Annotated in this window: 19 protein-coding genes; 17 read left to right on the forward strand and 2 right to left on the reverse strand. The window is 44.0% G+C overall.

Going from position 1 to position 25,719, the window contains the following annotated elements:
* The first annotated feature begins 45 nt into the window (after positions 1-45).
* The 7 genes from AAG747_RS21670 to AAG747_RS21700 all read left to right on the forward strand — a co-directional run bounded on the left by AAG747_RS21670 (position 46) and on the right by AAG747_RS21700 (position 18,239).
* Entirely contained in the window at positions 46-5,289 is a 5,244-nt protein-coding gene (locus AAG747_RS21670) for a hypothetical protein (protein WP_346823328.1), read from the forward strand.
* 240 nt (positions 5,290-5,529) lie between these two features.
* Positions 5,530-7,656, forward strand: a complete 2,127-nt coding sequence (locus AAG747_RS21675; protein ID WP_346823329.1) for a hypothetical protein — start codon at positions 5,530-5,532, stop codon at positions 7,654-7,656.
* Between the two features lie 93 nt (positions 7,657-7,749).
* Positions 7,750-8,448, forward strand: a complete 699-nt coding sequence (locus AAG747_RS21680; protein ID WP_346823330.1) for a LolA3 family protein — start codon at positions 7,750-7,752, stop codon at positions 8,446-8,448.
* A 111-nt stretch (positions 8,449-8,559) separates the two neighbouring features.
* Positions 8,560-17,028, forward strand: a complete 8,469-nt coding sequence (locus AAG747_RS21685; protein ID WP_346823331.1) for a leucine-rich repeat domain-containing protein — start codon at positions 8,560-8,562, stop codon at positions 17,026-17,028.
* The gene (locus tag AAG747_RS21690) at positions 17,028-17,483 is read left to right on the forward strand and encodes a hypothetical protein (RefSeq protein ID WP_346823332.1); all 456 of its coding nucleotides are present in this window, start codon (positions 17,028-17,030) and stop codon (positions 17,481-17,483) included. Before AAG747_RS21685 ends, AAG747_RS21690 begins: the two co-directional genes overlap by 1 nt.
* A 344-nt stretch (positions 17,484-17,827) precedes the next feature.
* Positions 17,828-18,013 (forward strand): hypothetical protein, encoded by a 186-nt coding sequence (locus AAG747_RS21695; RefSeq protein ID WP_346823333.1) that lies wholly within the window; start codon positions 17,828-17,830, stop codon positions 18,011-18,013.
* 61 nt (positions 18,014-18,074) lie between these two features.
* Positions 18,075-18,239, forward strand: a complete 165-nt coding sequence (locus tag AAG747_RS21700) for a hypothetical protein (protein ID WP_346823334.1) — start codon at positions 18,075-18,077, stop codon at positions 18,237-18,239.
* Positions 18,240-18,333: 94 nt separating this feature from the next.
* On the opposite strand, the gene AAG747_RS21705 is transcribed toward AAG747_RS21700, so the two are convergent.
* Positions 18,334-18,714: a VapC50 family PIN domain-containing toxin gene (locus AAG747_RS21705; RefSeq protein WP_346823335.1), complete on the reverse strand. Its 381-nt coding sequence runs from the start codon at positions 18,712-18,714 to the stop codon at positions 18,334-18,336.
* A gap of 200 nt (positions 18,715-18,914) precedes the next feature.
* Positions 18,915-19,373 (reverse strand): helix-turn-helix domain-containing protein, encoded by a 459-nt coding sequence (locus tag AAG747_RS21710; RefSeq protein ID WP_346823336.1) that lies wholly within the window; start codon positions 19,371-19,373, stop codon positions 18,915-18,917.
* Positions 19,374-19,498: 125 nt separating this feature from the next.
* Between AAG747_RS21710 and AAG747_RS21715 the strand changes: the two genes are divergently transcribed.
* From AAG747_RS21715 to AAG747_RS21760, 10 genes are all read left to right on the forward strand, one after another.
* Positions 19,499-19,840 (forward strand): hypothetical protein, encoded by a 342-nt coding sequence (locus tag AAG747_RS21715; RefSeq protein ID WP_346823337.1) that lies wholly within the window; start codon positions 19,499-19,501, stop codon positions 19,838-19,840.
* A 63-nt stretch (positions 19,841-19,903) separates the two neighbouring features.
* Positions 19,904-20,557: an RHS repeat domain-containing protein gene (locus AAG747_RS21720; RefSeq protein ID WP_346823346.1), complete on the forward strand. Its 654-nt coding sequence runs from the start codon at positions 19,904-19,906 to the stop codon at positions 20,555-20,557.
* A gap of 92 nt (positions 20,558-20,649) precedes the next feature.
* On the forward strand, positions 20,650-20,874 hold the full coding sequence (locus AAG747_RS21725) for a hypothetical protein (protein ID WP_346823338.1): 225 nt from the start codon (positions 20,650-20,652) through the stop codon (positions 20,872-20,874).
* A complete protein-coding gene (locus tag AAG747_RS21730) occupies positions 20,861-21,421 on the forward strand; it encodes a hypothetical protein (protein WP_346823339.1) in 561 nt (186 codons plus the stop codon). The genes AAG747_RS21725 and AAG747_RS21730 overlap by 14 nt, the downstream gene beginning before the upstream one ends.
* A gap of 121 nt (positions 21,422-21,542) precedes the next feature.
* Positions 21,543-21,794: a hypothetical protein gene (locus AAG747_RS21735; RefSeq protein ID WP_346823340.1), complete on the forward strand. Its 252-nt coding sequence runs from the start codon at positions 21,543-21,545 to the stop codon at positions 21,792-21,794.
* 116 nt (positions 21,795-21,910) lie between these two features.
* Positions 21,911-22,993, forward strand: coding sequence for an RHS repeat-associated core domain-containing protein (locus AAG747_RS21740; RefSeq protein WP_346823341.1), 1,083 nt, complete (start codon positions 21,911-21,913; stop codon positions 22,991-22,993).
* Entirely contained in the window at positions 22,959-23,420 is a 462-nt protein-coding gene (locus AAG747_RS21745) for a hypothetical protein (protein ID WP_346823342.1), read from the forward strand. Before AAG747_RS21740 ends, AAG747_RS21745 begins: the two co-directional genes overlap by 35 nt.
* A 455-nt stretch (positions 23,421-23,875) precedes the next feature.
* The gene (locus AAG747_RS21750; RefSeq protein WP_346823343.1) at positions 23,876-24,061 is read left to right on the forward strand and encodes a hypothetical protein; all 186 of its coding nucleotides are present in this window, start codon (positions 23,876-23,878) and stop codon (positions 24,059-24,061) included.
* A 266-nt stretch (positions 24,062-24,327) separates the two neighbouring features.
* A complete protein-coding gene (locus tag AAG747_RS21755; protein ID WP_346823344.1) occupies positions 24,328-24,498 on the forward strand; it encodes a hypothetical protein in 171 nt (56 codons plus the stop codon).
* 35 nt (positions 24,499-24,533) lie between these two features.
* Entirely contained in the window at positions 24,534-25,550 is a 1,017-nt protein-coding gene (locus tag AAG747_RS21760; protein WP_346823347.1) for an RHS repeat domain-containing protein, read from the forward strand.
* Positions 25,551-25,719 lie beyond the last annotated feature (169 nt).

A 25,719-nucleotide genomic window follows, 5' to 3' on the forward strand; every position in this document is an offset into this window, starting at 1 on the left:
AATAAAGTATAAAACATAGAAAGAAAACAAGCAAAACAACAGACAATGATACAGTTATTCTTGAAAAGGCGGTTGGTGCGTACGGTAGCTTTGGGTCTCAGTTTGAGCATACTAATACAGTTGTTCTCGGTTCCGGTAAGTTATGCGTTGACGGGAGGTCCGAGTCAACCGGAGGTGCAAGCCTTTGAGCCGGTAGGGACGACTGAGATGGTGGATTTGTTCAGCGGTGACTTCACTTATAACATTCCGTTATTTGAATTGCCGGGACCAAACGGGGGCTATCCGTTCAATTTGGCCTACCACGCCGGAGTGGGAATGGACCAAGAAGCGAGTTGGGTAGGCTTAGGTTGGTCTTTGAACCCCGGAGCAATCAACCGGCAAGTGAGAGGCTTGCCCGATGAGTTTAAAGGGGATAAAATAGTGACCAAAACACATATCAAACCCAATGTGACCATTGGAGGGGAATTGGGAGTCGGAGGAGAAATTTTTGGAAATAGTAAAATTAAGGGAGAAATCGGGCTCAAGATTTTTAATAACAGTTATAAAGGGGTTGGTTATAGTCTGGAACCTCAATTGACTGCAACCATTAATAAAGTTACTGCAGAAAAACGGTCTTCAAATCTTAGTATCGGCTTAAGTTTAAATAGTCAGGAGGGAGTCGCGCTCAATGCAAGTTACGGGCTTTCTCATGAAATGGAGAAAAATCGCGCTGTAAGCCTAGGTTTATCAGGAACATATAGTTCACGACACGGAGTACAGGGTTTGGCTATAACCGGGAGTGCAGAAGAAATAGGAAAAAAAGAGGTAGTGGTAACGGATAAGGCCGGTAATCCTGTGACAAATGAGAACGGTGAACCTGTGAAAATAACAATTAAGGAAACATTGAGTGCCGGATCTTATAGTATGAATTTGGACTTTGGTGTGCCAAGTTATACTCCGGCCATCAGTTATCCCATGTACACAAAAAGTTATGCTTTAAAGTTTAAATTGGGACCTGCTTATAGTGGGGTATATCCTTATGGCTCTATTCAGGGTTTCTATACCAAACAAGAGTTAAAAAATAATGGGGCTGAAGTGCCTTGGGAAGGTTATGGATACTTAAATTACGAGCAAGGGGCTTTAAACAAACATGCACTTTCGGATCTCAACCGGGAAAAAGACGGGATGGTGAGTGAAGAGACGCCTAATTTGGGCTTACCTTCCTATACCTATGATGTATATTCGGCAAGTGGTCAGGGGATGGGGGCGATGTACCGTCCTTTCCGCTCGGATTTTGGAATAGTGGCGGATCCGGTAAAAGAATCGGGATCACATAGTCTGAGTTTGGGTGTGGATGTGGGAATTCCAAGCCATATTGGCGTAAATGCAAGTCTGTTTTTAGCAGATTCCTGGTCGGGACAATGGGTGCCAAAGTCGTTTTCAGGCAGGGAGAATTTCGAATTCCGGGGGAAAAGCTTGGATAATCCTTTGTACGAACCGTCCTATTTTAAAGTACATGGGGAGTTGACCTCCGTATCAGCTAACAAACTTCAGGCTATCGGAGGGGAAAAAGCTGTAAAATTTAATTTACATGGAGTGAATGAAATATCCTCTCCCATAGCCCCTCAGGCGTATTTGAACGAACGTGTGAGCCGGAATCAAGTGGTACAGCCCTTGCGTGTGGAACAATTACTCGATGGACAAAATAAGGAATTATATCCACTGTTTTCTCTGCAATATTATCATGGAACTGAAACGACTACTCTTCGGCCGTACCAACGTACGAATCTCCAAAGTAATGGTAAAAAGCATCATATAGCTGGATTTACAGCTTTGAATCCGGACGGTTTACAGTACACCTATGCCTTGCCGGCGTATAACCTTACCCAAAAGGAAGCGACTTTTAGTGTCAATGATGGTGGTGTGAATATACGGAGTAGAGTAGATATCCAAGAGGACGGTAATAGTGGTTCTGCCAAACATAAACATAATAGAACGGATCAATTCCTTCACGAAAATACTACCCCAGCCTATCCTCATGCTTTCTTACTGACTTCCGTGACGGGACCGGATTATGTGGATGTGACTGGCAACGGGATTACTGACGATGATCTGGGCTATTGGATTAAATTTACCTATCGCAAGTTAGTAACAGATGGTGGAAGGGAGTATTATCGTTGGCGATCACCTTATGACAGAGCCAATTTTGACGAAGGGTATCGTTCTTCGGATGAAGATGACCGGGGAAGTTATGTATATGGAGAAAAAGAAATGTGGCTGTTGGCCCGAGTGGAAAGCAAGTCGCATTATGCCGAGTTTTCAGTTTCGAAGAGAGAGGATGGACTGGAAGCCGCAGGGGAATTTGCGACTCTAGGAGCCAAGGGGAGCTTTGCTTCTTACAAACTGGATAAAATAGCCTTGTATAGTAAACAACAAGACAAGCAACCCATTAAACAAGTGCGATTCCGGTATGCAGAGACCGCCGAGGATGAATTATGTAGAGGGATAGAAAATGCGGCTAATGGCCGGGGGAAATTGACGTTGAAACAGTTATGGTTTGAATATGGAAACAACAGTCGAGGTAAGTTGAATCCTTACACCTTCGATTATCATGTTAGTAACCCAATAGAAAACCCCAACTACAATATGTATGCGGTAGACCGTTGGGGCAATTACAAGCCGGTACCTAAGAATGCTTCTAACGAGGAGGATGTACTGTCCAATTACGATTTCCCTTACATCGATCAGACAACCGAAAAAGAAACCTTGGATGCCTATGCAGGAAGCTGGAGCCTGAAAGAAATTCGCTTGCCTAGTGGAGGGAAAATCGTGGTGGATTACGAAATGGATGACTATGCCTATGTGCAAAATCGCAAGGCTATGCAGATGATGAAAGTGGTAGGGTTAGAAGAAGTGGGAAGGTTTGACAACTATCTTCCTATGGGCGGACCGGCACATGTGGATTTTAACAAAGTGATTTTCGAATTGGAACAGCCGATTCCGGCAGAGAAGGTAGGTTCGGGAGCAGGACAACAGACCGCTCAAGAGGTGGTGTTGCGCTATTTGGACGAAAATGGGAACGGAGTGTTGGACCAGGGGCGGGAAAGGCAATTATACTTTAAGTTTTTACTCCGGCTAAGAAGCAAAGGGGGAAAGGTGTTTGACGACTTTATCAAGGGTTATGTGGATCTGAATCCCAATCCGGCTTCAATGGGTTTGGAACCCGCTGTAAATGGAGAATATCGCTATGGATATTTTGAAATGAAAGAAGACAGAGGATACCAGGCCATCGCTTACCGGGCTTGGCAACATTTGAAGGTGAACCAACCGGAACTGGCTACCCCCATTGCTCGGTCAGGTGTGAATCCCGATGGTTTGAAAGGACAAATAGAAGCCTTGATTGGGATGGTAAAAGAAGTAGATCAAATGTTCACCGGGTATTATAACTATGCCCAGGAAAAAGGTTGGGCCAAACAGGTGATTCAAGACAAGGCCTGGGTGCGATTGTATACTCCGGACAAGATTAAAAAAGGGGGTGGGCACCGGGTGAAACAGTTGACTTTGTTTGATAACTGGGCCCGGCAAGAGAACCTGAGTAGTGAGCAGAAAGGCGAACGGGAAGGAGTGTACGGACAGGTATACGATTATACTTTAGAGGAAAACGGAGAGCAAATCAGTAGTGGAGTGGCTACCAATGAACCCATCCTGGGTGGTGAGGAAAATACCCTGCGTTATGGAAAAAAGTACACGCAGAGTGTCTTTTTGGCTTCCAACAACAACTTATACTTTGAGTATCCGGTCAATGCAGCTTACTATCCGGGAGCGAGTGTAGGTTACCGGAAGGTGACAGTGAAGAGCTTGGCTTCGGGTTGGTTGGAAAACCGGGAAATGAAGTACTTTGACGATTGGTTTTCAAAAACACCGGATAAGAGCAAACTGAAATTCGGTAGTAGCGGGCAGACCGAACACGAATTCTACACGGCCAAAGATTTCCCGGTGTTGGCATATGAAACGGATAAAAAAGACAAGCCTAAGAAACATAAGATTAATTTAGGTCTTTATAAGGATGAGGAGAGTAAACTTACTTCCAGCCAAGGGTACAGCATTGTGCTTAACGATATGCACGGGAAGCCAAAAGCCACTCGGCACTATGCCCAGGGAGAAGACGGTCAAATGGCACAGTCTCCATTCTCCAAAGTGGAATACAAGTATTTCAACAAAAAGATGCGGCATGAGGGGAAGACAGTTCAAGCGCTAGATAACCTGTTTGCTTATCAGGAACAGGAAGATGGTCAAGGGTATTTGCAAAAAACAAACAAAGTGACTTCCAATAGCCGCTACCTGGGGCTGGAGCAGGAAGTGATGATTGATATGCGCAGAAACGTGGATGGAGTATACAATGGGGGAACAGATACAAATGTGGACTTTATATTTGCCATATTTCTTCCCATCCCTATCCCTAGTTGGTGGCCTAATTTGGGAAAAAGCTTTTCAGCATTAAACACCACGGTGATCAACAAAGTGATTCATAAAAGTGGGGTTTTACAAGAAATCGTGGCCGAGCATGAGGGAAGTAGAGTGACTACACAAAACTTATGTTGGGATGCCCAAACGGGAAGAGCCATCCTCACCAAAGTTAACAACAACTTTGATCAACCTATTTACAGTCACCAGATACCAGCCTTTTGGAAGTACGAAGGGATGGGGCCCGCTTATAAAAATATAGGTTTGGAGTTTGATGCGAAACTGAATGTATATCAACCAAATGCTCCCTCTTTTAAAGTAAAAGGAGGAACTTGGGACCAAGTGAGTTCTCAATTGTCACCAGGTGACAAAGTGATGGTATTCACTACCAGTGGCAATAATCAGGCAATTACCGGAATGAGGTATAAAGGATTCGGAATCTTTACCAAAGATCTTGGGAGAGGAAATGTGGCTGAAGATACCGACTATCGGTTTCGTCTGAACCGTACCGGTCTGGAGTTCACAGCTCAATGTACACCTTATGTGTTAAAAGCTTTAGCATATGAGGCCAGTGAAGGTAATTGGATGAAAGCCAAGCCTTTTTTGATGCCGTGGGATGAACTTTTGGTATATCCCAAAGATGAAAATGGCAACATTAAACCTGCACAAGCCCGGATGGTATATGTAGGAGATGGAATATTTGCCCAAGATGAGGGGAGGATTTCGGGAGGTAATGAGTATCATTTTTATATCTACCGCAGTGGCAGACGCAACCAACTCAATGCCGATGCGGGGGGGATCACCGCTTTGAAAAACCCCATGGAACCGGAAGCCGGACAACAATAAGAAACGACTAAATTTTAATTACAAATAGTAATGAATTTATATAAAAAGCTTTCTATAATCTTTGTAATTACTTTTGTATTAATTGCAAACCTTGCTATAGGGCAACAAACATCTTCCAATTGTATTGAATGTGATTGTTTTGAAAACTTTCCTGACTATACTGGAGCCACCCCAGATAAGTTAGGGTATGTTGGATCTTCAACTAGTTTCAGTGTCAGCTGGCAGCTTATAGACTGTGTTATGGAAGCAAGATGGTGTGATGAGGTAGATGATGATGAGCGAGAGTTCATATGGTATTTAGATTCAAAAGTGATAAGTAGAAATAACACTGGATTGGATATCACTTGGACAGAAGAAGATATAGGTATCCATGATTTGGAATTTATGGTAAGGTGTGGTAATGATTTATGGAAAATTTGGTCAACAGAATACGAAGTAAAATGCCCTATATCAGAAGTATCAATTAGTCAAAATACGGAAACCTATAAATTAACCGCTACTCCTACCCACCCCAATAGTAATCCGGATGATTACCGTTTTGAATGGTACTATGGACCGAATGAGGACCTTATTTCGACACAGCGCAGTACGGATATTTGCGCACCGGGGAAATATAAGGTGAAAATGTGGTTAATAGATGGAGTAAAATGCTATACGCAAGACGAGATTATTGCCGAAGGGGTACAACCTCCTCCAACGTTGCCAGTAGCTCAGGGAGTAAATATATCGAATGTGCTTTCGGCCTCTGTGGTGACCTATAGTGATACCTGGCCGGTTGATAAAAGTTCGGATCGCCATCCGTATTTTAACGGTAGAAAAGGAGTTTGGCGACCTTCTTCTTCTTATGCTTACCGGCAGGAACGCAATTATCAAAATATAGCATCCGCTACCGGGCAGGTAAACCTTAGCAGTGATGGTACTTTTTCTTTGGAAAGTTTTGTATGGAATACCCCAAGCACCCATACGGTGCGTAAATGGCTGCGAGCCAATACGATTACCAAGTACAGCCCCTCAGGCTATGAGTTGGAAAATATGGATGTCTTGGGTCGCTATTCGGCTGCCTTGTACGGTTACCAGGATCACTTACCCATAGCCGTGGGAGCCAATACCCGGCATAAAGAGATGCTCTTTACAAGTTTTGAAACCGGAGAAAATACAGGACATTTTTCTACCCGTACACCTTTTGTTTATACTACCAAGAGGATAAAAGTATCAAGAGCTTCGGGAAAAACGGCAGTAATTAATCTTCCTGTGGATGAATTGGATTTTTTGAATGAAGTGGATGTTTTATGCCAAACTTACCCTGGAAGTATGGAGGAAGCTATATTGCCCTCTGCTTGGGAAAAAGTAGTAGTTAGTTGCAAAATTCCTAATCCGGAAGACCCTGAAAATACAACCTTGGTGAGGCTGGAAGAAGAGAAGCTTCATCAACTGTCGTATTGGGAAGGTTGGTTGGAAACTCAAATTCCTGTGAACAGGACACCCTTTCAAACATATAATGCCCATTATAAAGGATATAATATAGTAGAAGATGAAAAAGACAAAGGATATATAGAGATGAATGTAATCGGTTCATCAGATGAATTTGATAAAATGTCTGATTTAAATCTACTGATTAAATATAGGGTATCTGATCAATCTTATTACAAGGTTGTAAATGTGATGAAATTAGTAGATTGGCCAATAACTTTTAAGAACGAATATGGGGAAGACACCGAAGGAAGGTATTTGGAATTGAATGATAGTGATATAAGTGATCTTGAAGAGTATCCTTTTGAAGAAGTTTGGGTAGTAGACAACCGAGATATACGTGGGGCTTATGCCCATACCGGTCAAAAAAGCTTGATCATAAGTCGAGAGCAAGGGTTTATTCAAGACCAGTTGGAACTTCAAAGAAATAAAAAATACCTACTGAATGCTTGGGTATCTGTGGGAGAGGAGCAACCGGAAAGTGATGAATTGGCTGGCAGGCTAGGCATAACGGTAAGTTTTGAAAAAAGTAGTAGTCAAGAACAAATAAAAGCCGTTCCCAAAGGACCAATCATTGAAGGCTGGCAACAGGTAGAGGCGGAGTTTACTTTTCCGGAGGAAAAAGAAGCTCAACTCATGTTGACCTTTCACCCGGGCGCTGGGGGGAAAACTGCCTATTACGATGATATACGTTTATTTCCAGCCAATGGAAGCATGCAAACGTATGTATACGATCCGGAAAACTACCGCTTGAAAGCGACACTGGACCCGAACAATTTTGCCACCTTGTACTATTACGATGAGGAAGGTGGGTTGAAGATCGTGAAAAAAGAAACGGCCCGGGGGATTGTCACCGTACAGGAAGCACATTCTTATCAGGTGCCACAAGGAAATTAATACGTTCGACTCTTCGAGGTTGATGGAAACCTTGAAGTGTTTGGGGATTGATAACTGATGAAAAGAAATAATAATTTAGCTCAATTGCTTACAATGAAATCATTTGGAAAAGGGGTCCAAGTATTTTTACTGCTGGGTATTTTGAATTGTACGGCTTTGATAGCCCAGGATGCCCGCAAGGACTTGGCGCAACTGCAAGCGACTTTTGCCGATTTGGACAAAGTGCTGATCGATTTGGAAGTATCTGTTTATCCGGAGGGGAAGAGCCAGCCGGAAGCCGTACAGCGTTTCAAGATGCACAAAGACGGAAAGAACTTTTATTACGACATGGGCAAAATGGAATTGCTGGTCAATACCCAATATAAAATTACAGTGACCCATGAGCGCAAAGTAATTTTCTGTCAGAAACAACAAGGGGAAGCACTTCAGTCTCCGGGACAAGAGCAACTGCTACAAACGATGTTGGACAGTGCTTTGGCACAGTACGAACACATCGAATATAAGGGAAAGAGCCCGGAGGGTTGGAAGCACTACCGTCTGGAGCAACCCGGGGGGCAGATCAGTCAAACGGACTTGTACCTTTCGGCCGATGCTAGAAAAGTGCACCGGGTACGGTATCGCTACAATGCCTTGTACACCGGTGAGAGCCAGGAAGTGGAGATCGAATACAAGCGCTTTGAGACCCGGCCACAGTTTGCGGGCAATTTGTTTTCCGAAACGCGCTTTGTCCGCCAGACAAAAGAAGGTCTGGAACCGGCAAGGCAATACGCTCAATACCGTGTGGTCCATTGAAAAGTGAAAACCAGGCTTTTTTACTTTTTGTGTGAAAAAATTACTGGCAAGGAGTGTCATCCTTGAAAATTAAAAAATTATCCCAATAACCGCTTAAATCACCCGATCGTGATGCGTCATTTTACTACATTTTTATTTAGTACACTCCTCTTTGTATTTACCTTGCCGGGGTTGGTAGTAGGCCAACAGACCGTTCCTCCGGCTGCCTTACAGGTTCAGCGGGACGGCTTTGGCCCGGAAAGCGACCATCAACAAGCCCGGCTTTTGTCTGCCTTGAATGAGGGGGATGCCTGGTTGGTCTATGAGACTTGTACCACAGACCAATACCGTGTGGCATTTCAGTTGGAATACACTCCCCGCTCGGCTTCAGATTGGCAAGCGCTGAGTGTAGAGCTTGCGCTGGAGAAGCCCGCTGTGGACGGCTTGGGCACTACCGAGGTTTTTTCTCAGGTCTTGACAGTGAGTCAAAGCCCGCAAGTGTATGTCACTACGGTGTTTTACGACCAGGAGATCCGTTGCAGTGAAAATTACCGGGTGCGATTCAAAACTACGACTGCGGAAGGAACGGTTAATCCGGATGATTTCAGTCTGAAAGTGTTGCGTTTTCCTTCCGGACAGCTGAGCGATACCCCTCCGGGCTTTGACGCGGCTACAGCCAATATCGATTTGTTGTATACCGATGGGGAGCTGCGTTTGAGCTGGCCGGAGATGCCCGGGGCCCTGGAATATGACCTTGAGTGGTTGTATTTGGAAACCCTGTACGATGAGCAGGGGAATGAAAAGCCTCATACTGCCGAACAGGGTGATTTTGAAGCGGCTACCCGGGTGACGGTGGGCCGGATGGACTATCGCTTTCGCCCGGTGTATCCCAAAGGCCGCTTGTATTTCCGGGTGCGGGGGGCTACCTACTATTCTCAAAACCGTCACCATCGCATCACCGGAAACTGGCTGTACCATTGTGAGGAACCTTTGGACTCACTACCCGAATGGGCCTTTTTAGCGATTGACAATCCTCAACCGGATCTGAACTGGCAAGGGGTGAGCACTTATGCGGAAGCGGGTAAGAGCAAACAGGTAGTCAGCTATTATGACGGCAGCTTGCGCAGCCGGCAGACGGTGACCAACCTGAACTCGATCGGGCAGACCTTGGTGGCGGAGAGTATGTACGATTTTGAAGGCCGGGCCTCGGTGAACATCTTGCCGGTACCGGCCGGGGACAACTCCCTGAATTTCCGTCCGGACTTCAACGGCTTTGCCAGTACGGGCATCGACCCGGAAGTAGCCGCCGTGGTGGGTACCGATCCCGTCCACCCTTACCATTACGACAACGATATCGAATACAACAGCCCGTTGGATCCTGCCAAGGGGGCCAGCCGGTACTATTCACCCAACAATCCCGGCACTTCGAAATTCCGCGATTACATTCCCGATGCGGAAGGTTTTCCCTATACCCAGGCCGTCTACACCTTGGACAATACCGGCCGGGTACGGGCCCAGTCGGGGGTAGGAGAGGTGTTTAAAACGGATCACGATGTGAATCGCACGACCCGTTATTTCTACGGAGGGGCTGCGGCTGCGGAGCTGTACCGCTTGTTCGGTGGCAATGTGGGGCATGCTTCCCATTACCGGAAAAACATGGTGGTGGATCCCAACGGGCAGAGCAGCATTAGCTATACCGATCAGGAAGGAAGGACGATAGCTACGGCATTGGCCGGGGATCCCCCGGCAGGCATGGACGGCTTGGAGAGTTACGAGGAAGCCAAAGCTCAAAACGAAGCAATGACCGTCAGCCTGATGGCCAACAACCGGAAGGGAGGGCAGGGCTCAGTGTTGTATCATAAAATCCTGAACGTGGCTCCGACTACCTATCATTTTGAGTATGACATGTCGGCAGAGGCGGCCTCTTTTGAGGTGAAAGCCGGGGAGGAACCGGTATGTCAGGACTGTATCTACGATTTGAAGATCCGGATCACCAACGTTCGAGGAGTTCCGGTGGATTTGTATCCTGGGGCGAGCAGTTGCGGAGGGAGTATTCCTGCACAGCAGGAGATTGTGATTGAAGACCTGTTGGCCACCTGTGAGAGTCCCTTGGGGAGTCAGACCTTGCAGTTTGCCGCTTGCCTGGGGGATGCCGGGGAATACACCCTGACCAAAGAGTTGGTGTTGCGGGATACCCGCTACGAGGAACTTCGCACCCGGATGGAAGAGAAATACGTTGTAGAAATCAATGAGTTGAAAAACGAAATTGATCAGGCTACCAATGAGGCTACACAATATTGTGCACCGGACAGTCTCACGGAAGAAGAGGAGGAGGCATATCTTGAAGAGGCGCTGGGCGATTTTGTTCAACAGGAATGTGGAAATGTACTGGCTAGAATACAGGCCAAATACACTGATGCCAACGGACAAGTAGATGAAACTGCCGTTCAACAAGACCCTTCATATTGTGAATACCTGTATTGCAATTTGATGGAGGAAAGCAAAACCTGGGAAGGTAAGCTGTACACAGTGACGACCTTGACAGCGGCCCAAAACAAAGGCTATTTGCCTTGGACCAACGATCCTTTCTTTCAGCAAGGAGGAGCAGGGTATGCCTGGAAAGGAGAGATGGAGCAGAGCCTCAATCAGATTGAAATTAAAGTCTCGGAAACCCTTACCCTCTCGGGAACGTTGGCGGGGATCACAGATCCGGCAGGAGCGACTCAGGCAGGCAAAGCCTTTTTTGTCAATCAAAACTATGAGCATGACCCTGCTGGAGGGAAACATATCCTGTACCTGGAAACGGCTGTCAGTGATTATGACAAACAGAGCCTGGATATGTACCGCAACCTGTACTTAATGTATAGACGGAAATTAATAAGCAAACTCATTGATCAGGGCGACTTGCAATACCAGGGAGTGGTACTGAATTGTGAAGGTCTCAAAAATCAGTTCCGGGCGGACCTGGCGATGTTTGAGTTAAAACCGGATCAGACGGACGCTTGGCTGGATGAACAGCTGAGTGAGCAACAAGGAGGAACCACAGAAGAGCAGGATCAAAAAGACGACGAAAGCCGGGCTCAAGCATACACCTTACACTTTATGGAAGAATGTGAGGCGGTAACCGAGGCGAACCGTGCAGAGGTAGAAGCGGAATTGATTCTCTACTTTCAAAAGAAACGGGAAGCCGGAGGAGCAGGAGCCGTGCTTCCGGGAATTATCCGGCAGGAAGACCTCAACTCCGGAGAGCTGGACGCTTTAAAAGCCTTGCTGGGCGAGTGTGGGGTGCTGGAGGATATTGCCATTGAAAATGCAATGGAGGGAGGCTGTGTATTAGCCCCGCTCACAGAACCGGACGCAACACTGAAAGCAAAGTACATTGCAATTCAGCAACAGGATATGACCGCCCGCAAAGCGTCTGTTGAAGCAGATGGGCAACCTGAGTTAGTGAATTCATCTACCCAAACAACGGAGTTTTCCTCGGAGGCATTACTAGAGACTTCTACTGCCAATGAGTTGGGTGATTGGTTTGGGTTTGAACGAAGGGCTTTGATCAACCTGTACACTGAAATGAATGGAGACCTTTGGAATTGGGATAAGGTACCGGAGAGTAAGCGATGGAAAAATGCGGACGGAACGTTTAAAACAAGACTTGACGATTCATGGTACGGTGTTACCCTTAGTGAAGGAGGGGATGTGATTACGATAAATTTGAGGTGGATGGGAGTAACCGGACCACTTTCTGCAAGGATAAGGCGTCTAAAGAATTTAAAAAAATTATACTTGTCTCATAATCATATCACAAGTATTCCTGATGAGATTCAAGGGTTAACTTCGTTACAGGTATTAGAGTTGAATGAGAACAAACTCACCAGTCTTCCTGAAGTAGTAGGAAACCTATCGAGTTTACATGAATTACAATTATATGGTAACGGTCTCACAAGTCTTCCTGAGAACATCGTAAACCTATCTAATAATTTAAGAATATTAAACTTGGGAAAAAACTCGTTCACAAGCTTTCCTGAAGAAATAATAAGCCTAACAGGTTTACAATACTTAAACCTGAGCGGAAATCAGCTTACCAGTATACCTGGTGAGATTATAAACCTAACTCGTTTGGGTAGGTTATTCTTGGCGAATAATCAACTCACCAGTCTTCCTGGGGAATTCATAAACTTAACTACATTATATGAATTATCCTTGGCTGATAATCCCTTATCAGTTTTTCCAACAGAAATACTTAGTTTGGTTAATTTAAAACTATTAAACTTGACAAATACCCAACTCACCGGTCTTCCTGAGGAAATAGCAAGCCTAACTAAGTTACAGTCTTTACACTTGTCTGATAATCCCTTATCAGTTTTTCCTAAGGGGCTACTTAGCTTGCTTGATTTAGTGGGATTACATTTGTCAAATACCCAACTCACCAGCCTTCCTGAGGAGTTTATAAACTTAATTAAGTTACGTGTATTAAACTTGTCTGATAATTCCTTATCGGTTTTTCCAACAGAGCTACTCAGCTTGCTTAATTTAGAAAGATTAAACTTATCAAATACCCAACTTACCAGTCTTCCTGAGGAAATAGGCATCCTAACTAAGTTACGCGAGTTATATTTGTATGTTAACCAACTCACCAGCCTTCCTGAGGAAATAGGAAACTTAATTGAGTTACGATATTTATACTTAAATGAAAACCAACTCACAAGTATTCCCGAGGAAATAGGGAACTTAATTGAGTTGCAATATTTATTACTGGATAAGAACCAACTCACAAGCCTTCCTGTATTAGAAAACCTTACAAAGTTATCACACTTCTACCTTAGAAGTAACCATCTGACATTTGAAGACCTGTATAATTCAAAAGTTAATTTTTCGAGTATTGGATATTTATATTATAATAATCAAGGGGAAATCCAATTGCCCAAAGAGCAATCGGAGTATTTGATTGGGGAAGGGAGATCTTTGATATTAACGATTGATGCGGATCAAGCAGTTCCCAATATCCATTACCAATGGTTCAAACTAAATTCGAATGGAGTACCGGTAGCCCTGTTCCCTACCCCTAAAAAGGAGGATGCCAATTGTTATATTCCCGGTTTTTCGCCCGAAGATGTTGGGTTGTATCTGTGTAAGATTACCAATTCGGATTTACCTCAATTAACGCTTCAAACCTCATTAGTGGAAGTCTCACAAGGTATTTGTACGGATTATACATTTAATGAAGATGCGTTTGGGTTGAAACTACTGACGGATAAGACGCTGGCGCAGTTGGAAGAGGAGCAATTAGTAGCTTGTCAAAACGAGGTGATTGCACAAGGGGAAATTACCAAAGTAGAAGTGGTCAACCGCTACCTGGAAGAAAAGCTCTCGTTGATCGCCCGGGATTTTGCCCCGCAGTGCCTGGCCAACTTACAAGAGAGCTTTCAATATACCTATACGCCCAGCGAATACCACTACACCCTGTACTACTACGACCAATCGGGGAGCTTGACCCAGACGGTGCCTCCGGAAGGGGTGGAAGTGTTGTCTGCTGCGGAAGTGAACCAACTGGTGAGTGCCAGCGAACAGGGCCAAACTTTGCCGGAGATCTATCCGGCCCACCGGCTGAAGACGCGCTACCAGTACAACTCCTTGGGCCAACTGGTCTGGCAAAATACCCCGGACGGGGGCAGCAGCCGTTTCTGGTACGATGACAAGGGGCAACTGCGCTTCTCGCAGAACGCCAAGCAAAAAGCGAACAACCATTACTCTTATACCCGTTACGATGCCCACGGTCGTATCCTGGAGGTGGGGCAACTGGAAGAGGCCACGGCCGGAATTTTTGACCCGGCTGTCGTAGCCGCTTTGAACGAGACGGACGAAAACGGGACTTCTCTGTATCCTCTGGCTGGCTCTGTGGACTATGCCCTGACGGAAATGACCCGTACGCATTACGACAAGGCCCGGGAACAGGCGGCTGGGGAGACGCCTTATAACTTTACCCAACAGAACCTGCGCAACCGGGTGGCCTGGGTAGAGACCCTGGAAGACGGGCAGACCCGCAGCTCTTTGACCTTGTACGACTACGATGAGCACGGCAATGTGCGCGCCTTGTTACAGGATCTGCAAGACCTGGGGGCCAAGCGCACGGATTATGTATACGACCTGGTGAGCGGCAACGTGAACTATGTCTTCTACCAATACGGGGAAGCCGAGCAGTTTGCCCACCGCTACCGCTACGATGACGACAACCGGATCATCTCGGTGGAGACCTCTACCGACCGCTTTGTCTGGCAGAAAGAGGCGGGGTACGAATACTATGCCCACGGTCCTCTGGCCCGGGTGAGCCTGGGCGAATACAGCGTGCAGGGACTGGACTACTACTATACCCTGCAGGGCTGGATCAAAGGGGTAAACCGGGTGGGCGACCCGGCCGGAGATCCCGGTCAGGACGGAGCGGCCCAGAGCCCTTTTGCCCCGGATGAGTTTGCCTACAGCCTGGGTTATTTTGAAGGGGATTACAAGCCCATCGGGTTGGACCTGAGCCAGGGGGCGGACGGCAGCCAGCTTTGGAGCCGTTACAAAACCATGTACCAGACCCAACGGGGCTTGTACAACGGGAATATTTCCTGGATGGTGACCGATCTGCCGGAAATCGGTAGGCAGCAACAGGATGCGGGCAAAGGCTTGCAGGCCATGCTCTACCGCTACGATCAGTTGAACCGGATCAGGAAGGCGCGGAGCCTGAGCGAGTATGCCGCGAATAGCGCTTGGGAAAGCCGGACGCATACCCAGCTGGGAGCTTACGATGCGGACTACCGCTACGATGCCAACGGGAACCTCTTGCAGCTGATGCGCCGGGAGACCCCGGGAACAAATGTGAAGACCACGGAGTACAACTACCAGTACCAGCGGGACGGCAACGGTCACTTGCTGAGCAACCGTCTGTTGGGGATCGGCTTTGCCACTTCGGACGAGACGGAGTGGCAGGAGAGCTGGGTGCAGGGCAACAGCCCCTTGCAAAACCAGCAGTACAACTACCAATACATCACCTTACAGCAACAGGCCAAGGTGGCCAGCGGGGAGAGCTTCCAATACAAAGCCGGTCGGTCCTTGGAGCTCCTGCCCGACTTTGAAATAGAAGCCGGAGGGGACTTTACCGCCGAGATCGGGGCATTGACCCAAGGGCAGCAGAGCGGTAACTGGGCTTATGAATACGATGAGATCGGCAATTTGATAAAAGACGCCAACGAAGGCATTGACCGGATCGAATGGACGGTGTACGGCAAAGTGGCCAAGGTGGTGAAGGGGGAAGACTTTACCGAATACCGCTACGATGCCTCGGGCAACCGGGTGTACAAGGGGGTGAAAGTAGGCACTACCACCAAGATGACCCACTATGTACGGGATGCCTCGGGCAATGTAATGGCGATTTATAAAGACCAACAGGTAAGCGAGCAACCCGTCTATGGCAGCAGCCGGGTAGGGCTGTTCAGACGCTCCATCCAACCGGAAGGACAAGCAGAAGAGAGCCAACCCCAGGCCGGAGAGCTGGCCCTGGGCCATCGCCAGTACGAACTGAGCAACCATCTCGGCAACGTACTCGCTACGATCACCGACCGGGTGAAATACAAGGACAACCGCCGGGCCTCCGAAGTGTTAAGTGCTTCCGATTATTTTCCTTTTGGAAAACAAATGGCCGGGCGGAACTACTCGGATGAAAGCTACCGTTACGGTTTTAACGGCAAGGAAAACGACAAGGACTTCGGCAACCAGCACCTGATCCAGGATTACGGCTTCCGCTTGTACAACCCGGAGATTGGGAAGTTTTTGTCCGTGGATCCGTTGACTAAGAGTTATCCTGAGTTGACTCCATATCAATTTGCATCGAATACACCAATTTACGCTATAGATTTAGATGGATTGGAAGCTTGGGTTAATACTAAATCTAATAATGATGGTTCTACTACCTTGACACTGATAATTGATTTAGATGTTAAAAACTCAACTACTAATTTTTCAAACAAAACAATCATGCAGGCTGCAAAAGGGGTAAAGAAGTTGTTAGAACAAAGGCTGAAGGCATTTGATTTATCAGAAAATACGTACTATGAAACAATAGTAAATCTTAAATTAAACAACGAAGCGAGTTTTGATAATAACATTAAAAATGAATCAAACGATTTCTATTTAGACTATGTATCCATTGTAGATAAGGGAGGTAAAAAAAGTAAGTGGTCTGCTGGTTGGACTGGAGGAAATGGAGAAAATTCCGATTATTGGATTGGAAATACTGATTTTAATAGGTTTCAGGTGCGTATAGATGAAGGGGATAAATTTGAAGAGTTATATAGAACTGGTTCGCATGAGGTAGGTCATGGGTTAGGACTCAGACATGAAGACTCTGAAGAATTTAGTTTAGATGGAGAAAACCTTTTGAGACAGAGTGTTCAGACTTCTGGTACAAATATAAATATTCAACAAATTAAGAAGGTATTTAAGATAGTGGCTGGTGAAAAACCAAGTAATGCAGGAAGGTTTAATAAAACAACTAAAAGGCGTAAAGAATTTATAGAAGAAAAAAGTAAGTTAGTACCGAAACCTAAAGACAAACAAAACTGATGTATAGATTATTCTTGTTTTTAATATGTCAAATCCTTGTTTCTTGTAATTTTAACAAAAATAAAGAGGAGCATTCATTTAGTGGAGAACTATATAACGTTTGTATAAATTATCACGATGAAAGTGATCGCTTGCCTTTTAAAGAAAGTGTTAATCAACCATCAAAAGATTCATTACATTTATTTATAGAAAAAGGATTTGATAATGACTTGATAGCCATATATATTAATGGTAAGAAAGTCCATGAAGAAGTTTTGACAACAATAGATCAATCTGGGTTTGCAAAGTATTTTAACCTTGGATCTTTAAATAAAATAAATGACGTTGGAATAAGAGTTAACAAAGGGAAATTAGCATTTATGGAAATAGACAAAAGTAATTTTTTACTTAATCTGAATTATCCCGAAAAGCTATTAATACTTTCTGTTTTAGAACACGTGCCGTTTTATGATTGATTAGTAGAGAGTTTAGTGTTATGTCAACTAAAAATTATAAGGTTTATATATTTTTTGACCTAAATTGACAAAAAAGCAAATTAACCAAAGCCACCTCAAGGAAGTGGCTTTTTCCTTTAAGAGGAATAAAAGCCTGTTTTGCCTTAAAGTTTTGCGCATATGCTTCGATGGAGCAATCAGAGTGTCCTTTCCGCTCCTCGGGCATTAAAATACCTATCCCAAGCCACCAACGAAGGCACAACCCCAATCGAGTGGACGGTGTACGGCAAGGTGGTGAAGGGGGAAGACTTTACCGAATACCGCTACGATGCCTCGGGTGAACCTCGGATGAAACCTCGGGCAATGTGCTGGCGATCTACAAAGACCAGCAGGTAAGCGAACAGCCGGTGTACGGCAGCAGCCGGGTAGGGCTGTTTAGACGCTCCATCCAACCGGAAGGACAAGCAGAAGAGAGCCAACCCCAGGCCGGAGAGCTGACCCTGGGCCACCGGCAGTACGAACGTAAAAACTCTTCAAGGTTTCTTAATTAAATGCTGCTTAGTTTTAGCACAGGCTTGGTTTTTCAAACCTTGAAGAGTTGAAATCGGCAATTTGATAGAAGGCATCGAATGGACGGTGTACGGCAAGGTGGCCAAGGTGGTGAAGGGGGAGGATTTTACCGAATACCGCTATGATGCCTCGGGTGAAATCTCGGGCAACCGGGTGTACAAGGGGGTGGAGGTAGGCTGTATTTCATTAAAAATCTTGAAGGGTTGATCTTATTAATTGCTTGGAGTTAATTAGATGGTTTTTTGGGTGGATCATTACCGATATTTTCAATTCTGTTAAAGTTTATTTTCCGGAGTAATAACTACCTAAAGGTGCTGGAACATTGGGTTTCCAAACTTGCCGCACAGTGACTCAGCCCACAGTTTTTTAATGTATTTATTACCTGGCTTTTAGTTTTGGTAGGGTTTTTCAGCCTGTTGACCATTGAATGAAATGCCCTGCAAGCCACCTCTGTATTCAGGTCTATTAACTGCACAAGCAAGTGGTCCGGTGATTGGGCTTCGATATCAAACTTTTCAATAGCCTTTTTGAGGAAGTCCCGGAGGTTGAAGGTAGCAATTAGGTCAGCCTTACCTCTAATGGCACATGCCAATACATGCCTGTCATTTTCATCCGGTAGGTTTAGGCTGGGGATCAACTCCACAAAATTATCGACCGTTGCATCTGGAAATGCTTTATTCATGGCTTCAACGGTTTTCACGAGGTACTTTTGTTTTAAATCCCTTCTGTTTTTGAGAAGGTTATTGACCTATTCCCTCTGTATGGTATTACTCCATTTAGGTTTGAACAAACCTTCGGCTGCAAAGGAAAGAAGCAGGTCTCTTACCGGGGCAGGGTAAAGTACACAGGCATCAAGTACTACGGTAAATCTTGGGGAATGTATCATTCGTAACCGAGATTTAATTCTTGAGCCTGCTTGGCCAGAAAATCAAGTTGGTTTTCTCTGTCGCTTTTCAGTTGCTGTTCGTATTTCATCAGATCTTGCAATTGAATCCTTCTGTGGCTCCCGACTTTTTTGAAAGGGATTTTCCCAGTTTCCAAAAGCTTGACTAAATGGGGCCGGGATACATTTAACATATCGGCAGCTTGTTGTGTACTGACTTCAGAGTTGGAGGGAATGATGGTAATGGATTTACCCTCAGCCATGTTGGCCAAAATCACCGCCAGTAGAGACAGTGCTTTTTGGGGTATCGTAATCTGTTCGTTCGTTTCCTGAATGCTGATATGCACAACCTTTTGACGGGATTTTCTTAGTGCATTCGAAGCGTTTTCAAGTTGCGATATAGCACTAAGGGCAATTTTTTGCTCCTCTTTTGTCGTGCGTTTTAACAAGGGTTCCATCGTTTATTTTATGTTTTGTATCAAAAATAGGGACGTAATACAAGCGAAACAAATAAAATAAACGAAATATTCGAAAAATGTATCTTTGAAAATCAATTGAAGGCATAACCCCAATCGACCGGACGGTGTACGGCAAAGTGGCCAAGGTGGTGAAAGGGGAAGACTTTACCGAATATCGCTACGATGCCTCGGGCAACCGGGTGTACAAAGGGGTGAAAGTAGGCACTACCACCAAGATGACCCACTATGTACGGGATGTCTCGGATGAAATCTCGGGCAATGTAATGGCCATTTACAAAGACCAGCAAGTAAGCGAGCAACCCGTGTACGGTAGCAGCCAGGTAGGGTTGTTCAGACGCACTATCCAACCGGAAGGACAAGCAGAAGAGAGCCAACCCCAAGCCGGAGAACTGGCCTTGGGCCACCGCCAGTACGAACTGAGCAACCACCTTGGGGCAGACGCCTAGTCCAATGTCTTGGCGACTATCACCGACCGGGGGAAATACAAGGACAACCGCCGGGCCTCCGAAGTGTTAAGTGCTTCCGATTATTTTCCTTTTGGCAAACAAATGGCCGGTCGGAACTACTCGGATGAGAACTACCGTTACGGGTTTAACGGGAAGGAAGGGGATGGTAGCTTTAACAAGGAAGGAGATGATTTTACGCACTATGATTTTGGAGCCAGAATTTATGATGGTAGGATTGGGAGATGGTTAAGTCGGGATCCTCTAGAAGTTAAATATCCAATGCTTTCAACTTATTGTTTTGTAGGCAATTCTCCAATAATGGTTATTGACCCTAACGGAAAAGAAATTATTCTTGTTAACTATGAAAACTGGAGTGAAAAACAAAAAGAAGCATGGGAGACTTTTTTGAGAACACCATCAGGGAAAGAATTATATGAAAAATATAATAATAGTAAAGTACATGATATTTATTTTGTTCAATCGAAATATAAATTACAAACCTATTCAAGTAGAACTAAGCAAAGAAGTATAAATGCAGGAGGAATAACTTTAAGAGATATTTCTAATGATAAAAGTAAGATAGATGTTGGAGGAAGATATTTTAATATTGACGAATCGTGGTTTTTTGGAAATGATGAAATTGAATTTGATGATATCCAATATATAAAAGACAATAAAACTAATCTGTCTAAAAAACGAGGGGTATTGCAGTTTTAGATCGAAAAGTACTTAATCAAATAGATGGATTAGAACTCAAAAATGAAGATAGGAATGTCCATGTAATTCTAATGTCACCTATTTTGGATAATATGAGTAAATATGATGCTGCTGAAAGCTATTATCATGAGTTAATGGCTCACATTGAGCTATGGTTAGAGCAAGTAGCTAAGAATGTGAAAGATGAACATGAAAAATATGGAAGTAGTATGACAAGAGATGGTTATAATGATTATAAATTTGAACCTAATAAGGGAACCCCTGCAAATAAGATTCATCATGAACTAAAAGAGTTAGAAAAAAGTGATAATAAATGATGATTTTTTTATACGTAAGTCAATTTATTATTTACTATTATTACAGTTGCATGTATCATGTAATAATTGTGATGTAAATAGTAATGTTGAAAAATATGATGTTCCTTTTTCTTACAATGAGTCACAGGAAGAATTTGAAGTAGTTATTGATAGTATTTGTTATAACGGCAATAGTTACAAAATAATAAGGAGCTCGAAAGTCCCATTTTTGTCTATAGATAGCGTACTTGTCAAAAAATGTAATAATAATTCTCTTATTATTGGCTATTTCGAAGATGAAGTTTTTTTCTCCTCTGAACTCGACTTGAGCGATATGAAAATAGGAGAAGACCTATATAATGAAGAACTTCCAATCACTTATCCAAATGTGGTTACTTATGAAGGAATTAGCATAGATAAGGTATCAGGTGATTCTATCTACACTCTGTCATTTATAGAAAGAATCTTTGGGATATATAAAATCAGGATTTTTTTTGATAAAAATTTGAGAATAAAAAAAATTATTGAAGAGGATCTTTCAGATGATTCAACAAAGATTTTTTTGTAATTAGCAGCAAAAAATAGGTGTAGAATGGACACCAGAAATAAGATAGGGGTTTTATTAAAATGTTGAAAACGTCTTATCTCAATGGCCTTAATTAAGATAGTTCAGCTTTGATCGAATATTTATGATAGTCACTACCACCAAGATGACCCACTATATACGGGGTGCCTCGGATGAAATCTCGGGCAATGTAATGGCCATTTACAAAGACCAGCAAGTAAGCGAACAACCGGTGTACGGCAGCAGTCGGGTAGGGTTGTTCAAACGCTCCATCCAACCGGAAGGACAGCCGGCAGCCAACCAACCCCAAGCCGGAGAGCTGGCTTTGGGCCACCGCCAGTACGAACTGAGCAACCACCTTGGGGCAGACGCCTAGTCCAATGTCTTGGCGACTATCACCGACCGGGTGAAATACAAAGACAACAGCCGGGCCTCCGAAGTGTTAAGTGCCTCAGACTATTTCCAACTAGCCGTCCGCCCTTTAGCAAACAAATGGCCGGTCGGAACTACTCGGATGAGAACTACCGTTACGGCTTTAACGGGAAGGAAAACGACAAGGACTTCGGCCACCAGCACCTGATCCAGGATTACGGTTTCCGCCTGTACAACCCGGAGATTGGGAAGTTTTTGTCAGTGGATCCGCTGACTAGTTCTTACCCTTGGAATTCAACATATGCTTTTGCTGAAAACAGGGTGATTGATGGGATTGATCTTGATGGGACCGAGTGGGAGTCTAAACACAAATGGACAGATATTGTTCCAGGAACATCTATGACATATGCGAATGGGTGGAGAGTTCAGTCACAATTAATCTTACAAAAATATCTTACAGATGGCTCTACTATTGATTGTGCAGATTTAGCAGCTCGGTCTTTAATAGAATATGCTCATAATAACCAACTCCCCTTTCATTTAGAAGGGAGTAATACTAGTGTAGAACTACGTTTGTTTGATAATGATTTAATGCAATATCAGACATGGCAGCAACTAGCCAAAGCTGTTGGGGATGCCTATGCCGCCTCTGACTTTTTTAACAATTCTGTTTTTTTGCTTGAAAAAAGCTTTGATAAACTTGAAGCAGGTGATTTAGTCCTTTGGAATTGGTACCAATTTGGATTTTCAACAGATATTTATCACGTTCAGACTGTGGTAGAAATATTAGGTGAAGATTATAAAACAATTCAAGGCTCAACAGGATCTAATGCATCAGAAAAAACTTATTCCATTGAAAATGTTTCAAATGGTAGAAGAGATGTTCTGAATGATCCATTTCCCAATAGCACTAAAGCTAAATCCTGGAATTTTACTTATTTTGATAAATTTGTAAATTATAATTCAATGGAACAAATAGATTCTAAGTTCTCTGTAATAAAAAAAAGGTTGACTATGGAAATACTTAACCAACTTAGTATGGGTGGAACTTTTGAGGATTTAAGTCATAATGATAGGCAACTAGTTAGATTCGCAGCGACTTATGAATTATATACTGGGAAAAAATATTTTGGTACTTATATTTATAGAAAAAAAGACTTCCGTGGGCATGAATCAGGAGGATATTGGGAAGGTGAAAATTAAACAAGTGAAATTACATTTGGTTTTTATTGGTGCTGTCCTCATAGCATGTATGCTCTTAAGCCATTGGGTGAAATTAGCTGTAGGAATAGGTTTTTTAACCAATACTCAGATTAATATATCTTATATGTTCCATTCGGTTATTTTGGGTTATTCAATTGCATTAAGCATTAGAATTAAAAAACACTGGATTATAAAGCTTATTACACCAATTATGCTATTTGTTGCTGTCAAATCTATCACTGCTATTGTTTTATTAAATATAAAATTCAAAATTGATCATAATGAAGTAAATGGTATCATAAATTATATCTTTTTAGACAATTGGATTTGGAACATCATATACTATCAATTCTTTTTAATGGCTATTCTATTGATTGTTTTTGATTTTATTATTACCCCTTTAAAAATAAAAAAGACGGTGGAGTAATTTGAGAGGTTTGATTGCCCCCTCACGAGCAAGGAAACAATGTATTCACTACAGGGCCGTTCAATACCATCCCTGTTTTACTAGGTGCCAGTTTTTTACCAAAACGGCTAGGGCAAAGGCCAACAACAAAAACTGTCACCTGGCTTGTTTTGCCACTCCTTTCGTTCATGCCAGCCATGGGACCCTTTCCTTTCCAGCATACCCTCCCTTCGCAGCCATAGCTGTCTGTAGTTAGGCTCGCCTTGCGGCCAGAGGCAGTCACTGTTGGTTTGTTTTTAAAAGGTGTGTCTACACCAGTCCTGCTCTAAAATCCAACAGGGCTGTCTGCCAATGGTACTCGCAAAAGAAGACTGTTATTTTTGTCAAAAGAAAGTAGTAGCATAAGGACAGTATCATCAAGGCGGTCGGGGGCAAGGTGTACAAGAGGATGAACCTCGGGTGAAAGCTCGAGCAATGTGCTGGCGATCTACAAAGGCCAACAGGTAAGCGAACAACCCGTGTACGGTAGCAGTCGGGTAGAGCTGTTTAGACGCTCCATCCAACCGGAAGGACAAGCAGAAGAGAGCCAGCCCCAGGCCGGAGAGCTGGTTTTGGGCCACCGTCAGTACGAACGTAAAAACTCTTCAAGGTTTCTTAATTAAATGCTGCTTAGTTTTAGCACAGGCTTGGTTTTTCAAACCTTGAAGAGTTGAAATCGGCAATTTGATAGAAGGCATCGAATGGACGGTGTACAGCAAGGTGGCCAAGGTGGTGAAAGGGGAAGACTTTACCGAATACCGCTATGATGCCTCGGGCAACCGGGTGTACAAGGGAGTGAAAGTAGGCACAACCACCAAGGTGACCCACTATGTACGGGGGCTTCGGATGAAATCTCGGGTGAAGCTCGGGAGAAACCTCGGGCAATGTAATGGCCAAACAGGTAAGCGAACAACCGGTCTACGGCAGCAGCCGGGTAGGGCTGTTCAGACGCTCCATCCAACCGGAAGGACAGCCGGCAGCCAGCCAACCCCAGGCCGGAGAGCTGGCCGTGGGCCATCGCCAGTATGAGCTGAGCAATCACCTTGGGGCAGACGCCTAGTCCAACGTTTTAGCCACGATCACCGACCGGGTGAAATACAAGGACAACCGCCGGGCCTCCGAAGTGTTAAGTGCCTCGGACTATTTCCAACTAGCCGTCCGCCCTTTGGCAAACAAATGGCCGGGCGGAACTACTCGGATGAGAACTACCGCTACGGCTTTAACGGCAAGGAAAACGACAAGGACTTCGGCAACCAGCACCTGATCCAGGATTACGGCTTCCGCCTGTACAACCCGGAGATTGGGAAGTTTTTGTCCGTGGATCCGTTGACTGCTGATTATCCAAGCTGGTCTCCTTATCCATTTGCGATGAACCGGGTGATTGATGGAATCGACTTGGATGGGAAGGAGTTTTTGGGAGTTGGGTTCCTAATTGAGGATTTATCCAAAGGATTAACAAAAATTGGCCTTCAAAGAACAGCTGGCTTTGTAGAATCATATGGTCATAGTTTGATCATTGATCCTATTTACAGAACTTATACTCAAGTAAAAAATGTAGAAGCTGAAAAAACACTAGGAGGAAGAACATGGGCCATTACAAAATCGATTGACCCAACTGGATTAACTGCTCTACCTGACTTATATAAGTCAGGAGAAAAGGCTTTTGTTGAAGGAGATCCCTATACACAAGGTCAACTATTAGGGATGCTTCCCGGATTATATGGAGGGTTTAAGTCTTTTAATAAATTCAAAACAGGAAGTAAAGGTATTGTTAGAAAACCTCGCCAAAGAATAAGAAATAAGATACATCATGATGTTCAAGGCAACCCAAAAGGGGGACCAATAGATGGAATAGAGGGAGTTACACCTTATTGGAAATTAAAAATCGAGATTAAAAATGGTAAACCTTTATCTGGTAAATATGATTATGTTGTAACAGAATCTGGGGAACTTAGAATTGGAAAAGGTCATGATTTCTTATCAGGAAATGCAAAATATGTTGAAGCTGCAGGAAATGTTAAAATTCGTAATGGGAAAATAACCTCACATGGAAATGATACAGGTCATTTTCAAACTTCACTATCAGAACTTGAAATTAATCAAAAAATATAAGTACATGACAAAAAAATAAAGGCAAGCCATCAATATGTTATTTTTGAGTTACCACACCTAAAAATAATAAAGATGGCAAGCCAGTATAAAGATAAAACATTAGTGGAAATTTTACAGGAAGAATTAAAAGGAAATAAAGCTCGTATGACTTTGCTAAGCTACCTGGTGG

It is taken from the genome of Rapidithrix thailandica (genome assembly GCF_039710355.1).
GTDB lineage: Bacteria > Bacteroidota > Bacteroidia > Cytophagales > Flammeovirgaceae > Rapidithrix > Rapidithrix thailandica.